Annotated in this window: 18 protein-coding genes; 7 read left to right on the forward strand and 11 right to left on the reverse strand. The window is 46.5% G+C overall.

Going from position 1 to position 21,634, the window contains the following annotated elements:
* Positions 1-290: 290 nt before the first annotated feature.
* Genes AAHF22_RS17255 through AAHF22_RS17270 form a run of 4 tightly spaced genes read left to right on the forward strand, consistent with a single transcriptional unit; the run spans position 291 to position 3,878 of the window.
* Complete coding sequence (locus AAHF22_RS17255; protein ID WP_347326272.1) at positions 291-2,105, forward strand: sensor histidine kinase; 1,815 nt, start codon at positions 291-293, stop codon at positions 2,103-2,105.
* Between the two features lie 2 nt (positions 2,106-2,107).
* Positions 2,108-2,782 (forward strand): response regulator transcription factor, encoded by a 675-nt coding sequence (locus AAHF22_RS17260; RefSeq protein WP_347326273.1) that lies wholly within the window; start codon positions 2,108-2,110, stop codon positions 2,780-2,782.
* A 46-nt stretch (positions 2,783-2,828) separates the two neighbouring features.
* Entirely contained in the window at positions 2,829-3,353 is a 525-nt protein-coding gene (gene pssA, locus AAHF22_RS17265; RefSeq protein ID WP_347326274.1) for a CDP-diacylglycerol--serine O-phosphatidyltransferase, read from the forward strand.
* Positions 3,354-3,359: 6 nt separating this feature from the next.
* Positions 3,360-3,878 carry a DedA family protein gene (locus tag AAHF22_RS17270; protein WP_347326275.1) on the forward strand — a complete coding sequence of 173 codons (519 nt, stop codon included), beginning with the start codon at positions 3,360-3,362 and terminating at the stop codon, positions 3,876-3,878.
* Between the two features lie 84 nt (positions 3,879-3,962).
* On the opposite strand, the gene AAHF22_RS17275 is transcribed toward AAHF22_RS17270, so the two are convergent.
* The 8 genes from AAHF22_RS17275 to AAHF22_RS17310 form a co-directional block, all read right to left on the reverse strand.
* Positions 3,963-4,133, reverse strand: a complete 171-nt coding sequence (locus AAHF22_RS17275; RefSeq protein ID WP_347326276.1) for a hypothetical protein — start codon at positions 4,131-4,133, stop codon at positions 3,963-3,965.
* A gap of 174 nt (positions 4,134-4,307) precedes the next feature.
* Positions 4,308-5,054, reverse strand: coding sequence for an alpha/beta hydrolase (locus AAHF22_RS17280; protein ID WP_347326277.1), 747 nt, complete (start codon positions 5,052-5,054; stop codon positions 4,308-4,310).
* Between the two features lie 137 nt (positions 5,055-5,191).
* Positions 5,192-6,253, reverse strand: coding sequence for a metallophosphoesterase family protein (locus tag AAHF22_RS17285; protein WP_347326278.1), 1,062 nt, complete (start codon positions 6,251-6,253; stop codon positions 5,192-5,194).
* Complete coding sequence (locus tag AAHF22_RS17290) at positions 6,250-6,582, reverse strand: DMT family transporter (protein ID WP_347326279.1); 333 nt, start codon at positions 6,580-6,582, stop codon at positions 6,250-6,252. Before AAHF22_RS17290 ends, AAHF22_RS17285 begins: the two co-directional genes overlap by 4 nt.
* The gene (locus AAHF22_RS17295; RefSeq protein ID WP_347326280.1) at positions 6,579-7,571 is read right to left on the reverse strand and encodes an HAD family hydrolase; all 993 of its coding nucleotides are present in this window, start codon (positions 7,569-7,571) and stop codon (positions 6,579-6,581) included. The genes AAHF22_RS17290 and AAHF22_RS17295 overlap by 4 nt, the downstream gene beginning before the upstream one ends.
* A 295-nt stretch (positions 7,572-7,866) precedes the next feature.
* Complete coding sequence (locus AAHF22_RS17300; RefSeq protein WP_371834084.1) at positions 7,867-9,174, reverse strand: ABC transporter substrate-binding protein; 1,308 nt, start codon at positions 9,172-9,174, stop codon at positions 7,867-7,869.
* Positions 9,175-9,430: 256 nt separating this feature from the next.
* A complete protein-coding gene (locus tag AAHF22_RS17305; protein WP_347326333.1) occupies positions 9,431-10,243 on the reverse strand; it encodes a carbohydrate ABC transporter permease in 813 nt (270 codons plus the stop codon).
* Positions 10,244-10,442: 199 nt separating this feature from the next.
* Positions 10,443-11,303 (reverse strand): carbohydrate ABC transporter permease, encoded by an 861-nt coding sequence (locus AAHF22_RS17310; RefSeq protein WP_347326334.1) that lies wholly within the window; start codon positions 11,301-11,303, stop codon positions 10,443-10,445.
* A gap of 209 nt (positions 11,304-11,512) precedes the next feature.
* Here AAHF22_RS17310 and AAHF22_RS17315 point away from each other — a divergent pair, with 209 nt between their 5' ends.
* The 3 genes from AAHF22_RS17315 to AAHF22_RS17325 all read left to right on the forward strand — a co-directional run bounded on the left by AAHF22_RS17315 (position 11,513) and on the right by AAHF22_RS17325 (position 14,563).
* The gene (locus tag AAHF22_RS17315; protein ID WP_347326281.1) at positions 11,513-12,079 is read left to right on the forward strand and encodes a GbsR/MarR family transcriptional regulator; all 567 of its coding nucleotides are present in this window, start codon (positions 11,513-11,515) and stop codon (positions 12,077-12,079) included.
* 239 nt (positions 12,080-12,318) lie between these two features.
* Positions 12,319-13,293 (forward strand): aldo/keto reductase family protein, encoded by a 975-nt coding sequence (locus tag AAHF22_RS17320; protein ID WP_347326282.1) that lies wholly within the window; start codon positions 12,319-12,321, stop codon positions 13,291-13,293.
* Positions 13,294-13,996: 703 nt separating this feature from the next.
* The gene (locus tag AAHF22_RS17325) at positions 13,997-14,563 is read left to right on the forward strand and encodes an O-acetyl-ADP-ribose deacetylase (protein WP_347326283.1); all 567 of its coding nucleotides are present in this window, start codon (positions 13,997-13,999) and stop codon (positions 14,561-14,563) included.
* Between the two features lie 193 nt (positions 14,564-14,756).
* On the opposite strand, the gene AAHF22_RS17330 is transcribed toward AAHF22_RS17325, so the two are convergent.
* The 3 genes from AAHF22_RS17330 to AAHF22_RS17340 all read right to left on the reverse strand — a co-directional run bounded on the left by AAHF22_RS17330 (position 14,757) and on the right by AAHF22_RS17340 (position 21,438).
* Complete coding sequence (locus tag AAHF22_RS17330; RefSeq protein ID WP_347326284.1) at positions 14,757-16,049, reverse strand: galactokinase; 1,293 nt, start codon at positions 16,047-16,049, stop codon at positions 14,757-14,759.
* Between the two features lie 466 nt (positions 16,050-16,515).
* A complete protein-coding gene (locus AAHF22_RS17335; protein WP_347326285.1) occupies positions 16,516-18,747 on the reverse strand; it encodes a bifunctional alpha,alpha-trehalose-phosphate synthase (UDP-forming)/trehalose-phosphatase in 2,232 nt (743 codons plus the stop codon).
* Positions 18,748-19,236: 489 nt separating this feature from the next.
* Positions 19,237-21,438 (reverse strand): methyl-accepting chemotaxis protein, encoded by a 2,202-nt coding sequence (locus AAHF22_RS17340; protein ID WP_347326286.1) that lies wholly within the window; start codon positions 21,436-21,438, stop codon positions 19,237-19,239.
* Positions 21,439-21,634: the final 196 nt, after the last annotated feature.

Consider the following 21,634-nt stretch of genomic DNA (forward strand, 5'->3'; position numbering starts at 1 on the left):
TCTGCTCTTATTTATCTACTCCTCTTTTACCTCCTCCCCTTCACCATCCCACCATCACCTATCAACGCATTTCTCACCTTTTCTCTCTCCTATCCATCGTTCACAGTTTCAAATAGGTATATGGACACATAGAGGACAAATCGTTTCCATATACTAAATGTACCGAGCCTATACAATATTTTGTGCGTTTGTCGATAAAGCGAGTAAGCGACAATCCGTCACCGGGATGAATATGATATGATGCAGTAGTTATCCTGTATATTTCGGTCAGTTGTTCAAAAGGAGTGCCTATGAAAAACCGCAGTATTACTTTTAAATTGTTTATTATTACGGTTATCGTTTTTGCCTGCTTTTATGCGATGGTCATCTTATCGCAATTGCTTTTTTTTAATCAATTTTATGAAACGTATAAAATGCGTCAGGTCGAGCATAATCTGGAGCAATTGGCGCATAGCTATGTGACTGAATCCGAGGATAGCAATACATTATCCCGACAGGCGATACGATTCATGGAAACGAATAAAAGTCAGCTGGCGGTCATTAATCCGCAAGGAGAAGTGATGCTGAACGATATGTATCAGCTGAGTCTGAACGAAACGTACCATTTGCTGTTAAAGCAGCCTGATGGCAAGCAAATATTCGTACCGCTGGCGCTGATGCTCAGTGAATACGGTGATCCGTTTCGCAAAGCACGAATTAAGCTGGGCGATACATTAACGATCTATGGCACTACACGAGCACCAAGCGGCAAACAGCCGTATACCGTGCTTGATCCACAGCAGATTAGCAAAAATGGCATCAAAACCGTAGGTGACAGCTACGAGCCGAATGCTGCCAAATTAACAGGCACCGTAAGCGAACTTGTTTTACCCGATCTGTCCAACTGGAAAATCAGCCAGGGTTTGCTGCTACAAGCGTTATACGAGCAATTTCCGCTTACGACGGAGCAGCAAACCGACCTTAAAAATAGGAACCCGATCCAGTATGGCTGGACGGATTCCTGGAGTGGCTCGAACAATTTGATCACCTTATATCCGCTGCAAAAAAATGGACAGCAGCAATTATTATTTGTCATTACATCCATTCAGGAGATTAGTGATACGAATGCCGCCTTACGCTGGTTTTATGTCTATCTCGGTATTGGTGGCTTTGCACTTATTCTAATTCTGTCCCTCTTCTTCTCACGTATGGTCACGAAGCCACTCATTGCGCTAAATCGCATGGCGAAGCGTATGGTACGGCTTGACTTCAGCAGCACCACTCCACCATTACGGCAGCAAGATGAGCTGGGCGGGCTAGCACGCAGCATGGATACACTGGCGCGCAAGCTGGACACCGCTCTACGCGAGCTACAGGAAGCGAATACGCAGCTACAGCAAGATATGGAGCAGAAGCAACGGATGGAGCAAATCCAGCAAAGCTTTTTCACCAATGCCTCGCATGAGCTGAAAACGCCGCTTAGCATCGTCAAAAGCTTTGCGGAAGGCTTGCAGGACGGTGTGAATGTAGATAAGAGCGGTCATTATGTGAGCGTCATTATTGAAGAAGCGGACAAGATGGAAATGTTAATCAAAGATATGCTTGATCTGGCACGGCTCGAATCAGGTACTATTCATTTACAGCCGCGTCCCTTTATGTTAAGCGAACTATCTGAAAAGGTAGCCGATAAACTGATCTATTCACTACAGCCGAGACAGCTACAGATCGTGATCTCCCCGATCAATGAGCGTACTGTATTCGCTGATCCCGACTGGATCGAGCAGGTACTGCGTAATTTGATCGTCAATGCGATCCGACATGCGGAGACAGGCAGTGATATACGCATTGTGATCGAAAGCACCGCGTTTATGACAGCACTGCATATCGATAATAAAGGCAAACCGATTGCTGATGAGCATCTGGAACATATTTGGGAGCGATTTTACCGTGCAGAACCTTCCCGCAGCCGGCAGACGGGTGGTACCGGACTTGGATTACCGATTGCTAGCCAGATTTTGGATTTACACGGGTGTAGCTACTCAGTGCACAATTTAACAGATGGCGTACGCTTTTCGATTGGATTTGATGATCATGTACGCCCGGATGGAGTTCGGGAAGGAGTATAGGGATGGCTGGAAAAGTTTTGCTAGTCGAGGATGAACAGCGTATTCGTGAAGTGATCGCTGATTATTTTCAAAGTGATGGCTGGATCATTGTCGAGGCAGAAGATGGTGAACAGGCGCTGGAGCAGTTTGAGCTTCATTATCCCGACCTGATCATCCTTGATATTATGATGCCGCATATGGATGGTCTGGATGTATGCCGCCATATTCGCAAGCATTCTGGCGTGCCGATTATTTTGCTCACAGCCAAGTCTGCGGATAGTGACAAAGTGCTCGGGTTTGAGCTTGGCGCTGATGATTATGTGACCAAACCATTTAGTCCGCGCGTGCTGCTTGCTCGAGCGAATTCGCTTATGAAACGAGTGACGGAAAATTATGAGCCACAGGGGCATCGTATCAGCTTCGGCAGTGTGGTACTGAATACATTAACACGCCGCATGGAGCTAGATGGTAAACCTGTGGAGTTGACACCGAAAGAGTATGAGCTGCTGCTATTACTCGTTCGTAATAAAAATCGCGTCATCCCACGCGATACTTTACTTAGTCGCATCTGGGGTATTGAATTTGAAGGGGAATCAAGGGTTGTGGATTCTCATATTAAGAAGCTCCGCGCTAAGCTGGGTCCTGAATCGGGACATATCCGCACCGTGATCGGTGTCGGTTATCAGTTTGAGCCGTAATGGATGCAACATCTGGCACGATGATGCCTGGAAGGAATGAATAGTGATGAAATGGAGCTTTGTCCCCTCATTATGTACTGTACTTAATCTGGCAGCTGGAACCGTGTCGTTATTACTCACGATGCATGAGCATTACCGGCTGGCAGCGTTAATGATTTTGTTTGCCGCCTTATTCGATGTATTGGATGGCTTACTGGCACGGCTGCTGCATTGTCCAAGCGAATTTGGCAAGCAGCTCGATTCACTTGCTGACCTGATTTCGTTTGGCGCGGCACCTGTATTTCTAGTTCTGTTTGACAAACTCGACCCATCCGGTGGGCCAGGTCCGGTCGCGGCGGTGTTATTTGTCATCTGTGGAGCGCTACGGCTGGCACGTTTTAATGTCAGTGGTACGAGCGTAGGATTTACCGGCATGCCGATTACAGCTGCGGGCACATTGCTTGCGCTCTCTTCGCTGCTTGTCAGCTCCATCCCGCCCACGCTGTTGATTGCATTTATTACGTTACTGTCCTTTTTAATGATCAGCCGCATTCCATTTCCTTCCTTTAAAAATAAAATGGTCAGGAAGTGATGGAGGATGGATCTTGTTCTGCTCTATATTAGTCGTTACGGTTATGTAGCGATTTCCGGTTTGCTGGCATTTGGTATTATTGGACTACCTGTTCCGGACGAGATGTTAATGATTTTAGTTGGCTATCTCTCTTCCAAACATGTACTGCATTTGCCGCTGGTGTGGCTATTTAGCTATATCGGTTCACTATGCGGCATGACGATCAGCTATTGGATTGGACGGTCAGTCGGTACAACGCTCATCGTCCGCTATGGCAAATGGGTCGGACTGTCTATGGAGAAATATGAAAAAATCCAGTCATGGTTCCATCGTTATGGACGCTGGACGATCTTTTTCTCTTATTTTATTCCTGGTGTTCGTCATATGGCAGGTTATGTTTCCGGTATTAGCAATATGTCATTGCGACCGTACTTAATGATCTGTATTAGTGCTGCGCTACTATGGACGGTTGTGTTCATTTCAATCGGCTATTTTGCCGGACATCATTTTCTACCGAACTTGCCTGCCTTTAAACGAATCAGTTAATGCTACCTACACCTTATGATGATCCTATCGTGAGATGGCATATAGTTGCCGCCTATGAAAAAACCTACCGCAGGGAAGCTGGCATTAATGCCAGCTCGATGCGGTAGGTCTTTTCGTGCTGCGTAGATAGCGCCGTAATGCACTATACGACTTGCGGGTTGCTAATGTATGACGAATCCCCTTCATCATTAGCTTGTAGCGCTCTTCATCCCCATATCCGAGGCTACGAAGTTCTAGCAGAAACTCTTTGTTCATCCGAACCACTCCTGTTTCTGATGATCTTACACTCCTATTATAAACGATGATCTAGGTCAAAAGGTATAGTTTAGACAAAAATATTTAAATAAATAACTTAAGTAACTGTGAAAATATATAAACTATTTCGTTGTTAAATGCAGTTAAAACAACCTAAAAAGGCGTAATGTCGCATTACGCCTTCCAGTCCAATTGCTCAAGAAAATGGTAAATATCTGCAAATACCTGTGTCTGCTCCGTGTCCATAGGCAAAATATGACCGGAGTTTGGATACCATTTTAACTCCTTATGTGGAGAGCCAATCTGCTCATAGATCGTCCTTGCGCTATCCTGGTACAATTGATCATCCTGTTGACCTTGCATGATCAATGCAGGCGCTGTAATTCGGCTAAGTCTGCTAGCGGTAGAGCTAATGAGCTGACGAAGCTGTTCCAGCTCATGCAGCGGCTCGTTCGCTAAGTGATTCAATCGCTCAGCCATAATAGCCGGATCTTTCGTTTGTAACGATACATACCAGCGCGCATAATCAAGTACACGCTGCAAAATATCGGTTGTATGTTTCTCCTGCACAGGCGCGCTCATGGAAACGACCGCCTTTACCGGAAACAAAGTGCCCATACGTAATGTGAACACCCCGCCCAGCGATACGCCAGCCACAGCGATTTCCTCATAACCTTGCTGCTGAAGCCAATCATAGCCGCCCACTACACTTTGCCACCAGGCAGATGGGCGTGTGTGCAGCAATAGCTCTGGCACATCGCCATGTCCTGCATATAAAGGGGCATGACAGGTATAACCCTTTTCATATAAATATTTGCCCAAACGGCGTACATGTACCGTACTGCCTGTATAACCATGCAGCAGCAATACAGCGCGCCTGCCTGCTGTGTACGTAAATGATTCCGGTGCCACCATCTTCATCGTTCATCTCTCCACTTCTGTCTGTCACTTGCTGATCAGTCGCTTGCTTATCGGTAACGAAAAATGACAAGCAAACCGTTCATGTTCGATATTGTAACGAACCAGAAGTAAGGATACCATATTTGGCACGCAGATGCTCACTCTGCGTTGCCATACGCAAACGTCCAGCTTGCTTCCTTGAGCCAGCGTCCAGCGGCAAAATCACGACCACGTATAACGATATGAGTAGCATAAATATCGACATAATACCCCTGACTGCCTTCCAAATATTCATCTGCATCTGTCCATAAATACGCAACCGAAGCCGCATTAAACATGACCGGGCCACCAGCCGCCGAATACATCGTATGTGGCGAACTTAACTGCCAGTGTGTATGTCCGCTAAACAACATCACCTGCGGGTATTGCAATAATAGTTGTTTTAATTCATCGTCTTGTTCCACTCCGTACCATCCCTGCTGCTCCAGCGAACCTGCTACCGTGTTCAACAGCGGCTGATGCAAAAAGACAAAGATCGGTTTCCCAGGCGATGCGCTTGCCGCCGCATGAAGCCGCTCTTGCAGCCATTCCAGCTGCATCGTTGACAGATGACAATCTTTGGCGAGCGGACGCTCTGTACCGAGGAAAATAAACACATACCCGCCCAGACGCTTCTGATAGTAAGCTCCTTCTGTTGCTGTCGCTTCATTAAAACTGCCCAGACGATGTAACCACAGTTCATGAACCGCTTCAGGGACATCAGCTACAGGTGGAATTGTATATAGACCTGCCGCTGTCTGGCGATAATGTGCCCATAATTCCGGCAATGGCTGGCCTTGAACAGAGAAGAGTCCATCCAGTTGCTCTACCTCCTCTTTCCAACCGAGATCACCCACATCATGATTACCTGATGTGCTATACATCGGTGGAAGATGCTCGCCATATTGAGACTGAATACGGTGCAGTTCTGCATATTCGGCAGGCAGGCCATGATCAGTCACATCGCCCACATGCATCATGCCGAGACTGTCCACAGCATGCTTGCTCATATCGGTACATGCCAGCTCCATATGCTGATTGTACAGATGATTCGGATCAGCCGTTAGATGCGTATCGGTAATCACCTGAAAAGAAGCGATGCGCTGATGCTGATCCGGCCTAAACGATGGTACGGATAATTCGGGATCAGTAGCTATAGGATAATAAAAAGGCTTTGTCATCTTGCGTCACTCCATTTCAGTCCAATAATGCCAACGATAATGACGGCTAACCAGCATACTGAAGTCATACGCAGCCGCTCTCCAAATAAATAATAACCTGCTATGCTAATAAGCGTAATCCCTACGCCAGACCAGATCGCATACGCCAGGCTGATCGGCATATAACGCACCGCATAGTTTAATAAGGTGAAGCTTGCTGCATAACAAATAAACATGAACAGCGAAGGAAGCGGACGAGAGAAGCCATCTGATATTTTCATCAATACCGTTCCACTAAGCTCCAGCACGATCGCACCGCTCAACAATAACCAGCCTGCATACATACTCATGGCGTGTCCTCCTCTTCCCTGCACAGCTCGGTAAACGATGTGATCGTCATAGAGCAAAGGGCAAACACCTCCGGTTGTCCGATCCCAATCGCCAGCTCGCAACCAGCAGCATGCGCCATCATCATATCGCCATTGGTATCACCGATCACGATCGTATGTCGCGGCTCTACCCCAAGTTGTTCACATGCCAGCTGTACCATATCGGGAAATGGCTTGCCACGCTCTACCCGATCACTGCCAATAATAATATCGAACATCGAATCGAGTCCCATCCACGATAGATGTTTATGTGCATTGGCTGTATCATCAGCGGTAACGACGCCAAGTTTCAGCCCATGACGCTGACACTGCTCGATAAAAGCAGTCGCCCCTTTCACTTCCTGTACCGGACGAACTTGCTCTAATCGCTCCTCGGCAGCATCCGCCAGTTCACGAACGATCCGACTGGCATATCCCCATGACCAGCCTGCGCGATACCCTTGCCAGGCGAGTACGGCATACACATCATGCATCGTGCCCATAGCAAGCGGACCGTTCACATCATAATCGATAATACGTCCTGTATGGTCATGAATGGTGCCCCAGATGTCTGCGCGATCCTGCTCTGGCCATAGCAATCCATCCGCTTCCAGCGCTTCACGGAAGCTGCGTAACAGTTCATCTGCCCAGTAGCCCCACATGTGTATAAAATCAAGCAGTGTGCCATCCTTATCAAACAGCACCGCATCAATTCGCCGTATTGCATTCGGCTGACGAAGCAGACAGCGCATCAGTTCCATTCGGTCTAGCGGTTGCAGATTATCCATCTGTTTCTGTTCGATTTGCTGTCGTTGCTGCTCGACTTGTTGTTGCTGTTGTTCAACCTGTCGGCGTGCGATCTCGGTCTGCTGTTCCTCTGTCGTCATAGCGTGATCGGCATGATCAGCATGATCCGTTGAAATCTCATGCTGGATAGGCGATGTTTTGCTTGTGTGTACAGTCTCTGTCATCTTTATACTTCCTTTCTTTCATCGATAAAAAGGAATGCACAGCGCCTACTGCTGCGCTGTGCATTCTCATGTCATTGGCAGGCTACCATTTGCCCTTATGCAATCATCAATCATACTGTCGTTTCGGCTATATACCTAGTTTATACTTAGGAGAACGATAAGCTCTTCGACTGTAAACTAGAGCAGGTAGGCAAACGATTTGGCTGGAGCAGATGCCACTGCTGCCTACACGTAGGTGCACACATATACGAACACTTCATCATATCACTCCATCACAGTTGATCCTATATAACGCTTAGCGATTCGCGCGATCCAGTTCTTGCTGTGCTTTTTTCTGTGCTTCAGCCAGTGCCTGCGCTGCCGGTACGTTATTGATTTGAACCTGATCTGCTGCTACTTTCAGTGCATCCGTAATTTTACCGCCCGTTGGGTCCTGGAACGGAGGTGAAGCATGAGATGCTTGTTTAAGCGGTACTTCAATCTGTGGATGTTTCGCACTGAACGCTTTGAATTTCTCATCCTGCAATGCCGATTGACGGACAGCGATATAACCTGTATTCATCGACCATTGTGCTGTATTGGAAGCTTTGGAGAAGTATGTCAGCCATTTGAATGCGGCTTGTTGCTGCTCTGGACTGGCCTGTGCCGGAATACCTGCCATAATCGCACTCGCTACAGGTTTACCCTGACCTACACCTTGCCAGCCCGGTTGCTCCATCGCGCCGACGATGTTGAAGTCCAGATCGCCCTGGTCACCACTCGAACCGGTATACCCTGCTGCTTTGTTCTTCATCACATCATCGATCGTTTTGTACCAGTATTCCCAGCCCTGACCGCCAGAATGAATCGTCATAATGCCATCATCATGAATCCATTTGCGGAATGATTCCCATGTGCTTGTCCATTCCGGTGTATCAATCGTTACGGTTTTGCCGTCTGCACTGAGGATGTTTCCGCCTTTACTCAGCACAGCATCGATCATATTGTCCGCGCCCCACATCGGTTCCCAGCCATAGAACGTTGTTTTGTCGCCGGATTTTTTGGTCATTTTCGCGGCGGCTGCGGACAGTGCTTCCCATGTCGTCAGGCTGGAAGGGTCGATACCGGCTGCTTTGAGTGCATCTTTGCGATAGTACATAATCTGTGTCGTTCCGTACATCGGCAGGAAGTATTGCTTTCCATCAACCTGTCCTTGCTGCAAAAACGTTTGGACAAAATCATCCTTTTTAAAATCAGGATCGGCGCTAATGAATGGATCCATCGGTGCGTAATAGCCTTTTTTCGCCCATTCTACATTAGAACTGAGTACGGCGGCTGGAACCTGACCTGCGGCAATCGCGGCTTGCAGCTTTTGTGTCGTTTCGTCGTAATCTGCCTGTACGACACCTTTGACGATAACCTCTTTCTGTGAAGCGTTGAAGTTGTCGATCATCTTTTTCATATTATCGCCCAGCTTGCCGCCCAGCCCGTACCAGAATTCGATTTCAACTGGGCCGCTGGATGTGCTTGTTTCTGTTGCTGTAGAACTGCTTGCCGCAGCAGGCGTACTGCCGCTAGATGGTGAGCCACATGCGGTTGTGAGTAGGAATGTGGACATGATCATGAGCGACAGTCCGGATTTCCAGCCGAATGTACGAGTCTTCCGTGTTAATACTGGTTGTTCGTCCAGTCCATTTAAAGTGTTAACTGGTTGTTTTGAGATTTTATTTTTCCACATACTGAACAGATTCATACGATTGATCCTCTCCTGTATAAAGGGATATAGGTCAGACTTTACAGTCTGCCAAATGATCGCTATTGGAATAGCTCATCATCATGTACTCACGTATCACTTACGCCTGTATGGGTGCGCTACGCGCTCATTTACTGATGCCAGCAGACATGTTCACACTTTGCATAATCGTCTTCTGGGTGAATAAGAACAACACGAGCAGTGGTGCAATCGTAAAGGCGCTAGCCGCCATAATTTGCGGCCATTTCAGTCCATACGCTCCTCCTTCCACGAAAAAGCTGCGTAAGCCTGCGGACACAAGTTGCAGATCCGGACTTTTCGTAATGAGCATCGGCCAGAAATAATTGTTATACTGCTCAATAAAGGTAATGAGTATCATCACTGCAAAGGTCGGTCTGGCGAGCGGTACGAGCATCGTCCACAAAATGCGGAAATGAGATGCGCCGTCAAGCTGTCCTGCTTCCACCAGCTCATGCGAAATTTGCAGAAAGGCCTGCCGAATTAAGAAAATCGAGAATACACTCACACAGTTGGACAAAATTAATCCGCTGTACGAATCAAGCAAATGCAGCTTGCTCAGCACCAGATAGCTCGGCAAATAGACAGCCGTACTCGGAATCATATAACCGAGCAATACGACTCCGGTAAACAATCCTTTTAAGCGGAATTGCATATGGGTGAGCGCATACGCCATCATCGAAGAATTGATTACCTGCAATAGCGCAATCGCCGCGCCGACAAACATACTGTTCAGCATATAGCGGGCAAATGGTGCAGCATGCCACGCATCCACATAATTGTTCCATAATAGATGTTCCGGCCATAAGGTTGGCGGCATACGGAAGATTTCATCATTCGTCTTCAATCCACTCGTAATCATCCAGTAAAATGGAAATGCCATCACCAGCGCGATCAGCGTTAATACAGCGTAACGAATCATATTCGTTGTGAGCGCGACAGGTCCAAGCTGCTTTCGTTTATGAGGTTGACTGTTGGAGCGCTGTCTTGCTGACAGCATGCCATTACCGCCACTTCTACCTGTCGCTGGTGCAGATTGGCCCTGTATGGAGCTATACACCATCGTAGACGAAGCCGTACTTTCTTGCTGTGGTACGCTATTGTTGTTCATTGTACGCATATCAATAATGCACCATCTTTCTTCCAAGCCAGAATGAGCCTGCGGATAGTAGTACACAGAGGAGGATCAACAGTACAGCCACCGCTGACGCTTGACCTACATCAAACGCTTCAAATGCCGCCTGATAATACATGTACAGCAATGTACGCGTGGAGCCTGCCGGACCACCTTGCGTCATCACATTAATCTGATCATACGCTTGCAGTGATTGAATCGTTAAAATGACAGCCAGGAAAAATGTCGTTGGCGAGATGAGCGGAATCGTAATGTGGCGGAATTTATTCCATGCACCTGCCCCATCAATCGAAGCCGCTTCCAGCAGATCGCTCGGTAGATTCCGTAGCGCGACCAGATAAAAGATCATCGCCCAACCGATCGATTTCCATAACGTGACGATCAATACAGCGACTAGTGCCCATTGCGAATCTTGCAGCCAGCCGATACCTGTAATGCCGATCAGCTTCAACACGTAGTTTGCATACCCTACATCCGGTTGGAAAATCCACGACCAGACGATCGATACAGCAACAGTCGGTGTGATCCACGGTGAGAAGATCAATGCGCGATAGATGCTTGATCCGCGTAGCTTGCTATTTAGGAGTAAGGCAAGCAGCAGTCCACCGACCATAATTGGAATGACACTTCCGATCCCAAACAGCAATGTCACACGCAGCGCTTGATAAAAGTCAGGATTGCCGAGCAAATACGTATAATTGCCCCAGCCGACAAATTCCTTTTCCGGACTCATAAAATCCCAATCGGTGAAGCTCAGGTAAACTATGTAGACGAGTGGTCCAAGCCAGAAGAGCAACAGCGGAATAACCGCTGGCAAGGTGAACGCTAATGCCTCGCCCTCCCGCATCCATTTCAATTTCACTTCGTTCACTCCTGTGTTCAAATTTAATTGAATCATTTTACGTTTGGCATGTTCAGTATTCATTTCAGCCTTCCGTACAAAAATTATTGTACACTCGTTTGTAGAACTTTGAGTCAAGACAGTGTTAAACTATCGGTGAATCGTGTAAATTTTGCATTGAATTTCTGACATATTCAGATCCTATACGAGGTGTTATGGTGGAAAAGGAAAAAAATGTACCTGATCGTGCACGGGAACAGCAACAGCTCCGAGCAGAAGTGATCGACGCGATTGCACGGACGATGGATTTGTATGGAGTGAATCATTCATTTGGCGAATTGTATGGTGTGATGTATTTCGAAGACCGACCGATGACACTGGAAGAAATGAAAGACAGCATGAATATGAGCAAAAGCAATATGAGCTATGCCGTTCGTTCACTCGTGCAATCTCGTATGATTACGAAGCTGGAACAGAAGCGTGATCGGCGTGATCAGTATCAGGCGGAAACGGACTATTTTAAAACCTTCCAAAATTTCTTCGGTAGTCGATTACAGCGTGAGATTGATGTGATGACGTCCAGTCTGGAACAGGTGATACCGCAGCTGTCAGAGATGATTCTGGCGCAGGATACGACTACCGAAGAACGAGAAAGCTGTCTGCGTGATTTACATAAGCTTCAGCATGCGCAGCAATATTATGTATGGCTACAGCATTTCGTCGATCAATTGCAGACGGGTGCGTATTTTAACATCGAAGCGCAAGCCGATGAGAATGTATAGCAGCTGTCGTTACGAACTGCTTTACTACCTGACACGCCTATGAAACACATATTCTATATTGCCTATGAAAGATACATCCCGTATTGCCTGCTACCCTGTGGATGTCCAATTAGAACGTACTAAAACGTATTAGAACTCGTAGTAGTTGACGGATGGATCATTTTGGCGGATGATGACTAAGGCGGTTCATATACCGTGAACTGCCTTATCGATCTACATATGAAGGAGTGTGAGTGTTTATGAAATACCGCAATCTGGGCAACACCGGTCTCAAAGTTAGTGAAATTTCACTTGGAAGCTGGCTCACCTATGGAACAGCCGCTGAGCAACAGGCAGCCGATCTGTGCATCCGTACTGCTTTTGAGACAGGGATTAATTTTTTCGATACCGCAAACGCTTACAATCGCGGTGAAGGTGAAAAAGCGATTGGTGCTGCACTCGCTAGCTACGATCGTTCCAGTTATGTGCTGAGCACGAAAGTATTTTTCCCGATGGGCGATGGACCGAATGATCGCGGTCTGTCACGCAAGCATATTATGGAGCAATGCGAAGCAAGTTTGAAGCGTCTGGGCACCGATTATATCGATATTTATTTCTGTCATCGCTTCGATACAGACACCCCAACCGAAGAAACACTACGCGCACTCGATGATCTGACCGCACAGGGTAAAATTTTGTACGCTGCGGTCAGCGAATGGTCGGCTGCCCAAATTACGGAAGCTGCGGCGATTGGTGAACGCCTGCGTCTGCGTCCACTAGCAGCGAATCAGCCGATCTATAATCTATTTGAGCGTTACATCGAGCAAGAGGTATTGCCGGTATCACAGCAATACGGACTCGGTCAGGTTGTCTTCTCTCCACTCGCTCAGGGCGTATTGACTGGCAAATACAAGCCAGGTCAGGCTCCAGCATCCGATACACGTGCAGCGAACGATTCGGTAAATCAGGTGATCCGCAGCTATTTCCGTGATGATGTGCTTGGCGTTGTCGCTGAATTGAACGATCTGGCGGCAAGTATGGATATGACGTTGTCCCAGCTGGCACTGGCATGGGTATTGCGTCAACCGGGAGTCAGTTCTGCCATCATTGGAGCGAGCAAACCGCAGCAGATTCATGAGAATGTAGAAGCGGTAAATATGACATTGAGTGAAGAAACGCTGGGGCAAATAGATCGTATGATGGAGAAAATTAGCGATTTTGCGCCAATGCGCTGAGTGATAATGGTAGCACAAGATTAACTTAGTACAGATGGACTGGTGAGGATGTATTAAGGACGGCGTATCATTGATATGGTAAAATATTTAATTTATTTGCTTGGAACTATGTAGCAACCATGATACGGTGATGCCTCATCCACTGCTGGAAGGAATAAGGGGACAGACTCCGGTCTCGCACAGGAATCTATGAAGTAGGATCATCATGTAGATTCCCGTGCTCAAAAGTCGTCTTTTCCCCTTATTTCCTTCCGTTATGTGGATATTGCAGACATGAATCACTTTCTTTTTTCCTCTTCGTTCTGCGAACATCTTTTACATTTTCCTCTTATTTCCACTCATCGTTTTGAGAATAGCACACCTATCCTCCTGTTGCTTGCTCTTTTTCCTCACTTTGGTAGTACAATGTGCCTTTGTTGCTTGTACTTTCTTCTACTCTTCGCTTATCAAAGCACTCATTGCCTCTACAACATTCAACATATAGCTACCCAACATATAGCTACCAACTATAAAATATACATGACTGTTACGATATTCATTTACAGGGGTATGTACGAAACACGGGTTAAAAAAGTAGACAGACTGTGTATCTAGTCGATATAGATATACTTGTTGTCAGTCTACTTTATCGCCTAACTTATCAGCTTCCACTGTCCTATTTTCCATCATCGATCTGTCCTTCATATAGAAAGGAGTGTCAGTCATGAAGATTGTGATCAACGGTGTCACTATTGAAGCAGTTCAAGCAGATATTACGCGTGAGCAGGTGGATGCTATCGTGAATGCTGCCAATTCCAGTCTACTCGGCGGTGGTGGTGTGGATGGAGCGATTCATCGTGCAGGTGGCCCCGCTATTTTGGAAGATTGTTATCGGATTCGGGAGCGTCAGGGGGGCTGTCCGACCGGAGAAGCGGTCATAACGACCGCTGGTAATTTGCCAGCACGGCATGTAATTCATACCGTTGGGCCAGTATGGAATGGCGGCGATCAACTGGAACCGGATTTGCTACGTCATTGTTATATTCATTGTTTACAGTTAGCCGATGAGCATAAGTTGACGAGCATTTCGTTTCCAAATATTAGTACGGGGATTTACGGTTATCCTAAGCCAGAAGCTGCGGAAATTGCTGTAAGCGTCGTTCAGCAATATGCCGAGACCGGTAATGGATCGCTGGAGCAAATTCGGTTTGTTTGCTTTGATGGTGATAATCTGGCATTGTATGAGCAGCAACTGGAACAGGCGAAATCGTCGATTGAAGATATCCTATAGTCGATTGAAGATCGCCTATACATGATAGCGAATCCTCACCTGATGATTAGGGTGTGGGTTGGTCTATGATTCGTCGATTTGCTCTATACGAATGAACCGGTGTATATGACGAAATAAGCCACCAAGAATGTCTGCATATAGGACATTCTTGGTGGCTTATTTTCATATGCTTTTACACGGCTGCTGGCTTGTTCTACAGCAGTTCGTTCAGGCAAAATGCGCCATGTTCGCGAATACGTACACGGAATACGGAGGTGCCGAGTGTATCTGCTATAAGCTGCTCATAAGCTGCTGCGTGCTCATTCGGTACAGCGGCGAGAATAACACCAGCGAAGCCGCCGCCATGCAAACGGCATGCCCCAGCGCCAATGCTTTGCAGGAATACTTCAGTAATTGCCAGTGCGACCGCTACACTCTGATCATGATGATCGGAGTCACGGTAGCAGTTTTGCAACCATTTCCACGACGAATTACCGGAAGCGGTCAACAGACCGAGGAAACTGTTCATATCGTCTGCACGCAATGCCGCCACCTGTTGATCGACCCGATCATTCTCTTGCAAGAAATGCATCGCACGCAGAACTGCGCGATCGCCTGCTTGTTCACGCAATGCAGGCAGATTAGCATACATCTGCTCCAGCGTAATATCACGGCATACTTCGCCGCCAAGCTGCTTCGCAACTGCAAACATTTCATTCGGCACGCTCGCATAATCGTCTGTCAGATCAGCATGGTTACCACCTGTGCTTACAATGAGTAGCGAATAGCCTTTTGCATAAAAATCATACGATACCGCTTCGATCTGGGGCTGCTGTGGATCGGCAAAATCAATCGCGACCAGTCCGCCATATGCACACGACATCTGATCGAGCAGACCGGATGGCTTGTTCCAATAACGGTTTTCTGCAAAACGACCAATTTTGGAGAGCGTGACCGCATCCAGCTTACTTTCATTATAAAACGTATTCAAAATCGCGCCGATCAGCATTTCAAACGAAGCGGATGAGCTAAGGCCTGATGCAGATAGCACATTCGTGCTAAGGTAGGCATGGAAGCCACCTGCCTGGTAACCCTGCTCACGTAAACCAGCAACGATCCCTTTAACGAGCAATACTGTAGCGTTTTCATTTTCGCCAGCAGACAGATCGTCCAACTGTACGCGGAACTCCCCTTCATAGCCTTCTGAGAAAAACACAATCTCCGGCTGCGCTACCGGTGCCGCAGCTGCAATCGTATCCAGATGGATACTGCCAGCGAGCACTTTCCCCCGATTATGATCGGTATGGTTACCACCGATCTCTACACGTCCGGATGCGCTAAACAACTGAACTTCCGGTTCGCCAAAATGCTTGCCAAACTGCGAGATCAATTGCTCGTATCGAGCTGTCTGTTCGGTTAGCTCTTCTGTTCCATATAAACGCTCCAAAAGCTGCTGTACCTCGGTACGCTGCAAATAATCTGTCGCTTGCGTCGTTACTATACTCATCCTTTTCCTCCTGCCAGCGTCTATGTATACGCTTTAATCGATATTAAGCTGCATTTCTCTATTCTATCATACCTGTAAGTAGCATGATTGGAAAAGGGTAAAATGCGAACATTTTGGGTAGGATGTGAAGGTTTGACGATGTTGGGAGTTTCCATAGGTGTATCGTCATTGAGATATTTGGAGATTTGGAGGTACACCACTCCGGCAAGGAATAAGGGGACGGACTCCGGTGGAGCCGTGGGAATCTACGGATTAGGAGTGAGTTGTACATTCTCGCCCCTCCAAAGCTGTAAGATATTTTGCTTCGCAAAAATCCATTTTCATTTCAACTGACATGATGAATCTTTAAATAACAAAGAGCAGACAATATGATTAAATGCATAACCATATTGTCTGCTCTTCCTAATTATACACTTTATAAAGTGCGGTATGCCTCACCACATAAGTGTGCGAGCATAACGACCAATCATTTACCCGCTTCTGCCTCTTTCGCTTCTCCTACTTCTTTACGGCTCAACTCGATAAAACGTTTGAGCAGTTGGCGGATGTTGCGGAACGATTTGAGACGGTAGTTGGCGTTGGTATTGCCTGCGCCTACTTTGATCGAGAAAGCATCGTCTGGCAACTCCATAAACAGGTCTTCATCGGTATGATCGTCGCCGACGCCGAAAATGAAGTCAAACTCTTTCGTTTGCAGCATTTGATGGGCGCCGTGGCCTTTGTTCATCCGTGTGTCTTTGATTTCCAGTACTTTGTTACCTTCCAGAATACCGAGACTCATCGATTGGGTGATCGAAATGAGTGCTTCGCGCAGTTCATTACGCTTTTGCACGCCGATTTCGGGTTCGCATTGCCGGTAATGCCATGCGAGCGAGTATTCTTTTTCCTCGATCAATGAACCTGGTGTACGGTCGGTGTACATTTCCAGTACGTGGCGCACGGAATCTTTCCAGTCGTTATCGACACTCATCGTCATCTTCCACTCGCCCTGTGGCTGACGCAGCCATAGACCGTGAGATGCGATAATGTACAGATCAAGATCGCCTAACCAGTTCTCTATTACATCGCGGTCGCGACCGGTAATGATGACGACAGTGTTATGTGGATCGGCGCACAGTTCGCGCAGGATGCCGCGCAATTCTTCATCTGGACGCGCTTGATCCGGTGTTGGCTTGAACCCTACGAGTGTTCCATCATAATCGAGGAACAATACACGGTCTTTGCCTTTCATATAAGCCGTTTCGACGGTGGACGGTTCAGATTTGATATCGACCAGATCTTTCGTTTCCACATGGGATTCGGCTGTATTTTTCAGCGCTTCGAGGAACTCATCTGCCCAGAATTTGACGTTATAGCGGGAGATGCGGCGATGCAGCATTTTGTTACGCTCAATCTTTTCATGATCAGGCATATCCAGCGCGGTTTTGATGCCGGCTGCAATCGCGCCATAATCGTTCGCATTCACGATCACCGCTTCGCCCAATTCACTGGCTGCGCCTGCCGTCTCACTCATAACGAGCATGCCTTTGTAGTCGCTACGTGCAGCGATATATTCTTTGGCAACCAGGTTCATACCGTCGCGCAGTGGCGTAACGAGCAACACATCGCTGTTACGGTAAAAGGCGATCAGGTCTTCCTGACTGAATGTGCGGAAGAAGAACCAGACCGGCATCCAGCTAACGGTACCGAATTGTCCATTCACGGCGCTGACCAGACCTTCGATTTCACGCTTAAGCTCATCGTATGCTTCAACGCCTACACGAGATGGCGCTACGATCAAGTTTAGACGTACCTTTTCGTGGTATTCTGGATACTTTTGCAGGAATTGCTTGAACGCTTTAATCCGTTCGGGCAAGCCTTTTGTGTAATCGAGACGATCTACTGAAATAATATTTTGTACGGTACGTGTGCTTTCGATAAAATCACGTGCTTCGCTGGACAGATTGTCTGTTCCCGACGATTTGGCGAAAAAGTCATAATCGATCCCCATTGGGAAGGCTTCGACCTGAACGCTATAGGTCTCGTAATTGATTTTATATAGATTATGTTCTTTGCCGAGCAAGCGGCGCACACTGCTTAAGAAGTGACGCACATAATCGTAGGTATGGAAGCCAATCAGATTGGCGCCGAGCAATCCGCGCAGGATTTCTTCACGCCAGATGAGTAGGCGATAAATTTCGAAGGAAGGAAACGGAATATGCAGGAAAAATCCAATTTGCGTATCCGGGTACTTTTCGCGAATCATCTGTGGTAACAGCATCAGCTGGTAATCGTGAATCCAGATCGTATCATTCGGTTCGATGATCGGATCAATCGAATCAAAGAACTTTTGGTTCACTTGCTTGTATGCTTCCCATGTCTCACTATTGTACTGCGCAATATTAGTGAAGTAGTGGAATAACGGCCAGATCGTTTCATTGCAAAAACCTTCATAATACTGCTGGATCTCTTCTTCGGACAAAAAGATCGGCAGACAGTTATATTGTTCACGCAGTTCCGTGTCAATCGTCTGCATATCCTGTTCATTCAGGTCATCGCTAGAAACGCCGGGCCAGCCTGCCCAGATCGTGTCACCTTGCTCGTGATAGCTTTTGAGGCCTGTTGCGAGACCGCCGATACTTTTACTGTATTGAAGATCGGACTCATGTTTTTTTACAGTAACAGGCAATCGATTGGATACGAAAATAATTTTACTCATGGAATCCCCTCTCCTATGAAAAAGTATAAGTATGTTTTGGCATGAAAAGATCATGTAGACCAGCCTGATTTTCAGACAACCGGTGCTTTGCTTGGTCATATGCAATTACCCGGATTCGAGCTTTTCGACACATCAACGAGCTGTAGCTTTTGCAGTAACAGGCATCTAAACGCTGTAGTAGCAAGGGTTTTTGGTCAAACGAGTCAGCAGGCATAGCACGATTTAAAATTATTTTTCCGGTTCCAAATGTGTAAAATTATTGCATAATCTATATTGTTTTGTTGTAAGCAAAAAGGAGAAAGCATCTCCCCCTCATGCTTTCTCCTATATTTCTGACTATCATTTTTCAATGCACCTATGAAAACATTACAACTATTTGTGCGTTAAGCATATTTAACAGGCAATCTATCCAAATCGATGTGCAATGTAGACATAAAGCTTACCTTATACAGCATACAACTGCGACTGATCCGTTTCGTCCACTCCATTTTACACAGACCGACTCAAGTGGAATTGTCCAACGACTTGCTGCAAAAATAGTGTAATCGTTTCTACATCATGCGAAGACTGCTGGACTTTTACCATGTTTTGTAGTAACTCCGCCATCTCGCTTTCCACTTCAGCAGATGTGACTCGATTTTGCTGACTAATTACTGCAATATTTTCGATCAGCTCAACGACCTGATCTACAACTTCTGTGCGTTCCGGTTCCTCTATAGCAGCTTTTTTCAATAATTCTGAAGCGGCACGCACAAGTGTAGTTCCATCTGCAAGTACCTGATCGCCTACTTTAATTTGTTTGGATGCGGTGCTGGCTGCCGCTGAAATATGCTTTAAAATGTGATGAATCTCTTCTGTCGAATGGCGAGATACATCGGCAAGTTTACGAATCTCGTCAGCTACAATAGCGAAACCCCGTCCATGCTCTCCTACACGCGCAGCTTCAATGGAAGCATTTAGTGCAAGCAGATTCGTCTGAGCCGAAATTTCGTCGATAACAGCCAACGTACGATAAATATCATCCAACGTATTCATAAATGATAAAATCGTTTCATTCGTATCGGACACACTTTTGGAAATTTGGTGCATCGTATCGTGAATACGATCAACCTCTTGCGTAGCGACATGAAGCTGCTCATTCGCAGCATGCTCTAACTGTTGTAACGTCATACGCATATAGTCAGACGCTTGCTTCGCCTGTGCGAGGTCTTCCAATTGCCTGCGAATCGCTCTAATCATAGACTCTAGCTTCGTATTTACACGATCTGTCGTTTGTTGTGTAGTATCTGTAGATTTCTGCATCTTATGCTGATTGTTCATCACATCCATCGTTGCTCGTTGTACATGAATCATAATATTTTCCAGCGAATCGATCATATTGTTAATCCACTTGGCAAGTTCGCCAGACTCGTCCTGTGCAAAGCTCCCCAGATCGAGACGTTGCGTCAAATCTCCTTTGCCCTCGGCATTAATACGAATAAATTCAGCAAGTCGCTTGAAGTCGTGATGAACGCGCTGGTATTCCTGCCGATTAAGCCGCCATATCATAAAGTAGCCAGACAGTAGTTGAAATCCCCCCAATCCCCATATACTCCAAATATTTCCTGTCAGGACATAGAGCAATACCATAGTGATGACTGTAAATAGCAACAGATATATACTTTGCAGCTTTATTTGCCGCCATCCTATACTACGAATACGGTATACCTCTTCCAAATCCGCCTCGCACATCATTCCCCAGCGATCAGGACAATGAGGAAGCTGAAATGTAATCCCTTTTCCAATAACCGGAATATGACGATAGTCGGAATAGCCCGGATAGGCAACAAATAAATTTGAACCATTTTGAATAGTACTGGCTACACCAGGATGAAGTTCTCCTGTACTTGGATCAGTAAACATCAGCTCTAACTCGGTATGCTTCTGCACCGAGACGATGCCCCATTCCGTCATGACTCCAGACTTCAAATTTTCACCATGCGTGAACGTATGATCTTCAAAACGACTGCGCGATAACGCCGTTCCGGGCTTCACTTCCGGTCGTATACGAGACTGCACCATGAATAAATAATTGTCCCCAGAATCGGGATAAATATGCCCGGATTCGCGCTGAATCAGATCTCCAAGCACATCGCCCGGAATGCGGCAGCACAGCCAGCCCACATGCTCACCATCCTGTACAATAGAAACGATAAACATCAGTGTAATTTCATCATGAAAGGTAGAAGAACGGGCCCCAATCTGTAACGTCATCGGATCACAATAAGGTCCGAAGAGACATTTGCTTGTAGAGGTACTGTGATGTTCATAATGCAGCCCTTGCGTAAAAGGTAGCGGAACATTAGCAGCATGGGAGTGAAGACGACGTTCATATGTAGAAAAAATAACCTGTTGATCGAGATCCAAAATAAAAAGTTCCGTGCTGTCCTGCATACGTTTGTAGCTCATTTGAAGCAAATCCGTCAGTTTGTCTCTAGCATCTGAATCCAAACATCGTAGATTGATCAATTGTATTTGTTGCAATAAGCGATCCATAAGCGCCCATTGATCATTCGCCCAATCTATCATTAATTGTCTTCTCGTCTCAGCGATACTTTCAAAAACGTGCTCGATATCTTCCTTCCGGCTTGTGTTCAACCGATATGACCACCATAAAGGCAAACCCTTTTGCCAACCTAACCAACCAAACATCGTAACCACCTCGCTCATTGGATTTAATAAATAGGCTTTGATTGCATAATAATCGCAATTCATGCTACTTATGAACTATCCAGGCCTGAGTCACTGCCTATCTTTCAAACTAATTTAGTTAAAAATATAGCCTAATTAGTACAAAATAACTAGTCGTATACTCAATAATACGAATAATATATCAAAAAATACAAAT

Source organism: Paenibacillus wenxiniae, assembly GCF_039822605.1.
Classification (GTDB): domain Bacteria; phylum Bacillota; class Bacilli; order Paenibacillales; family Paenibacillaceae; genus Saccharibacillus; species Saccharibacillus wenxiniae.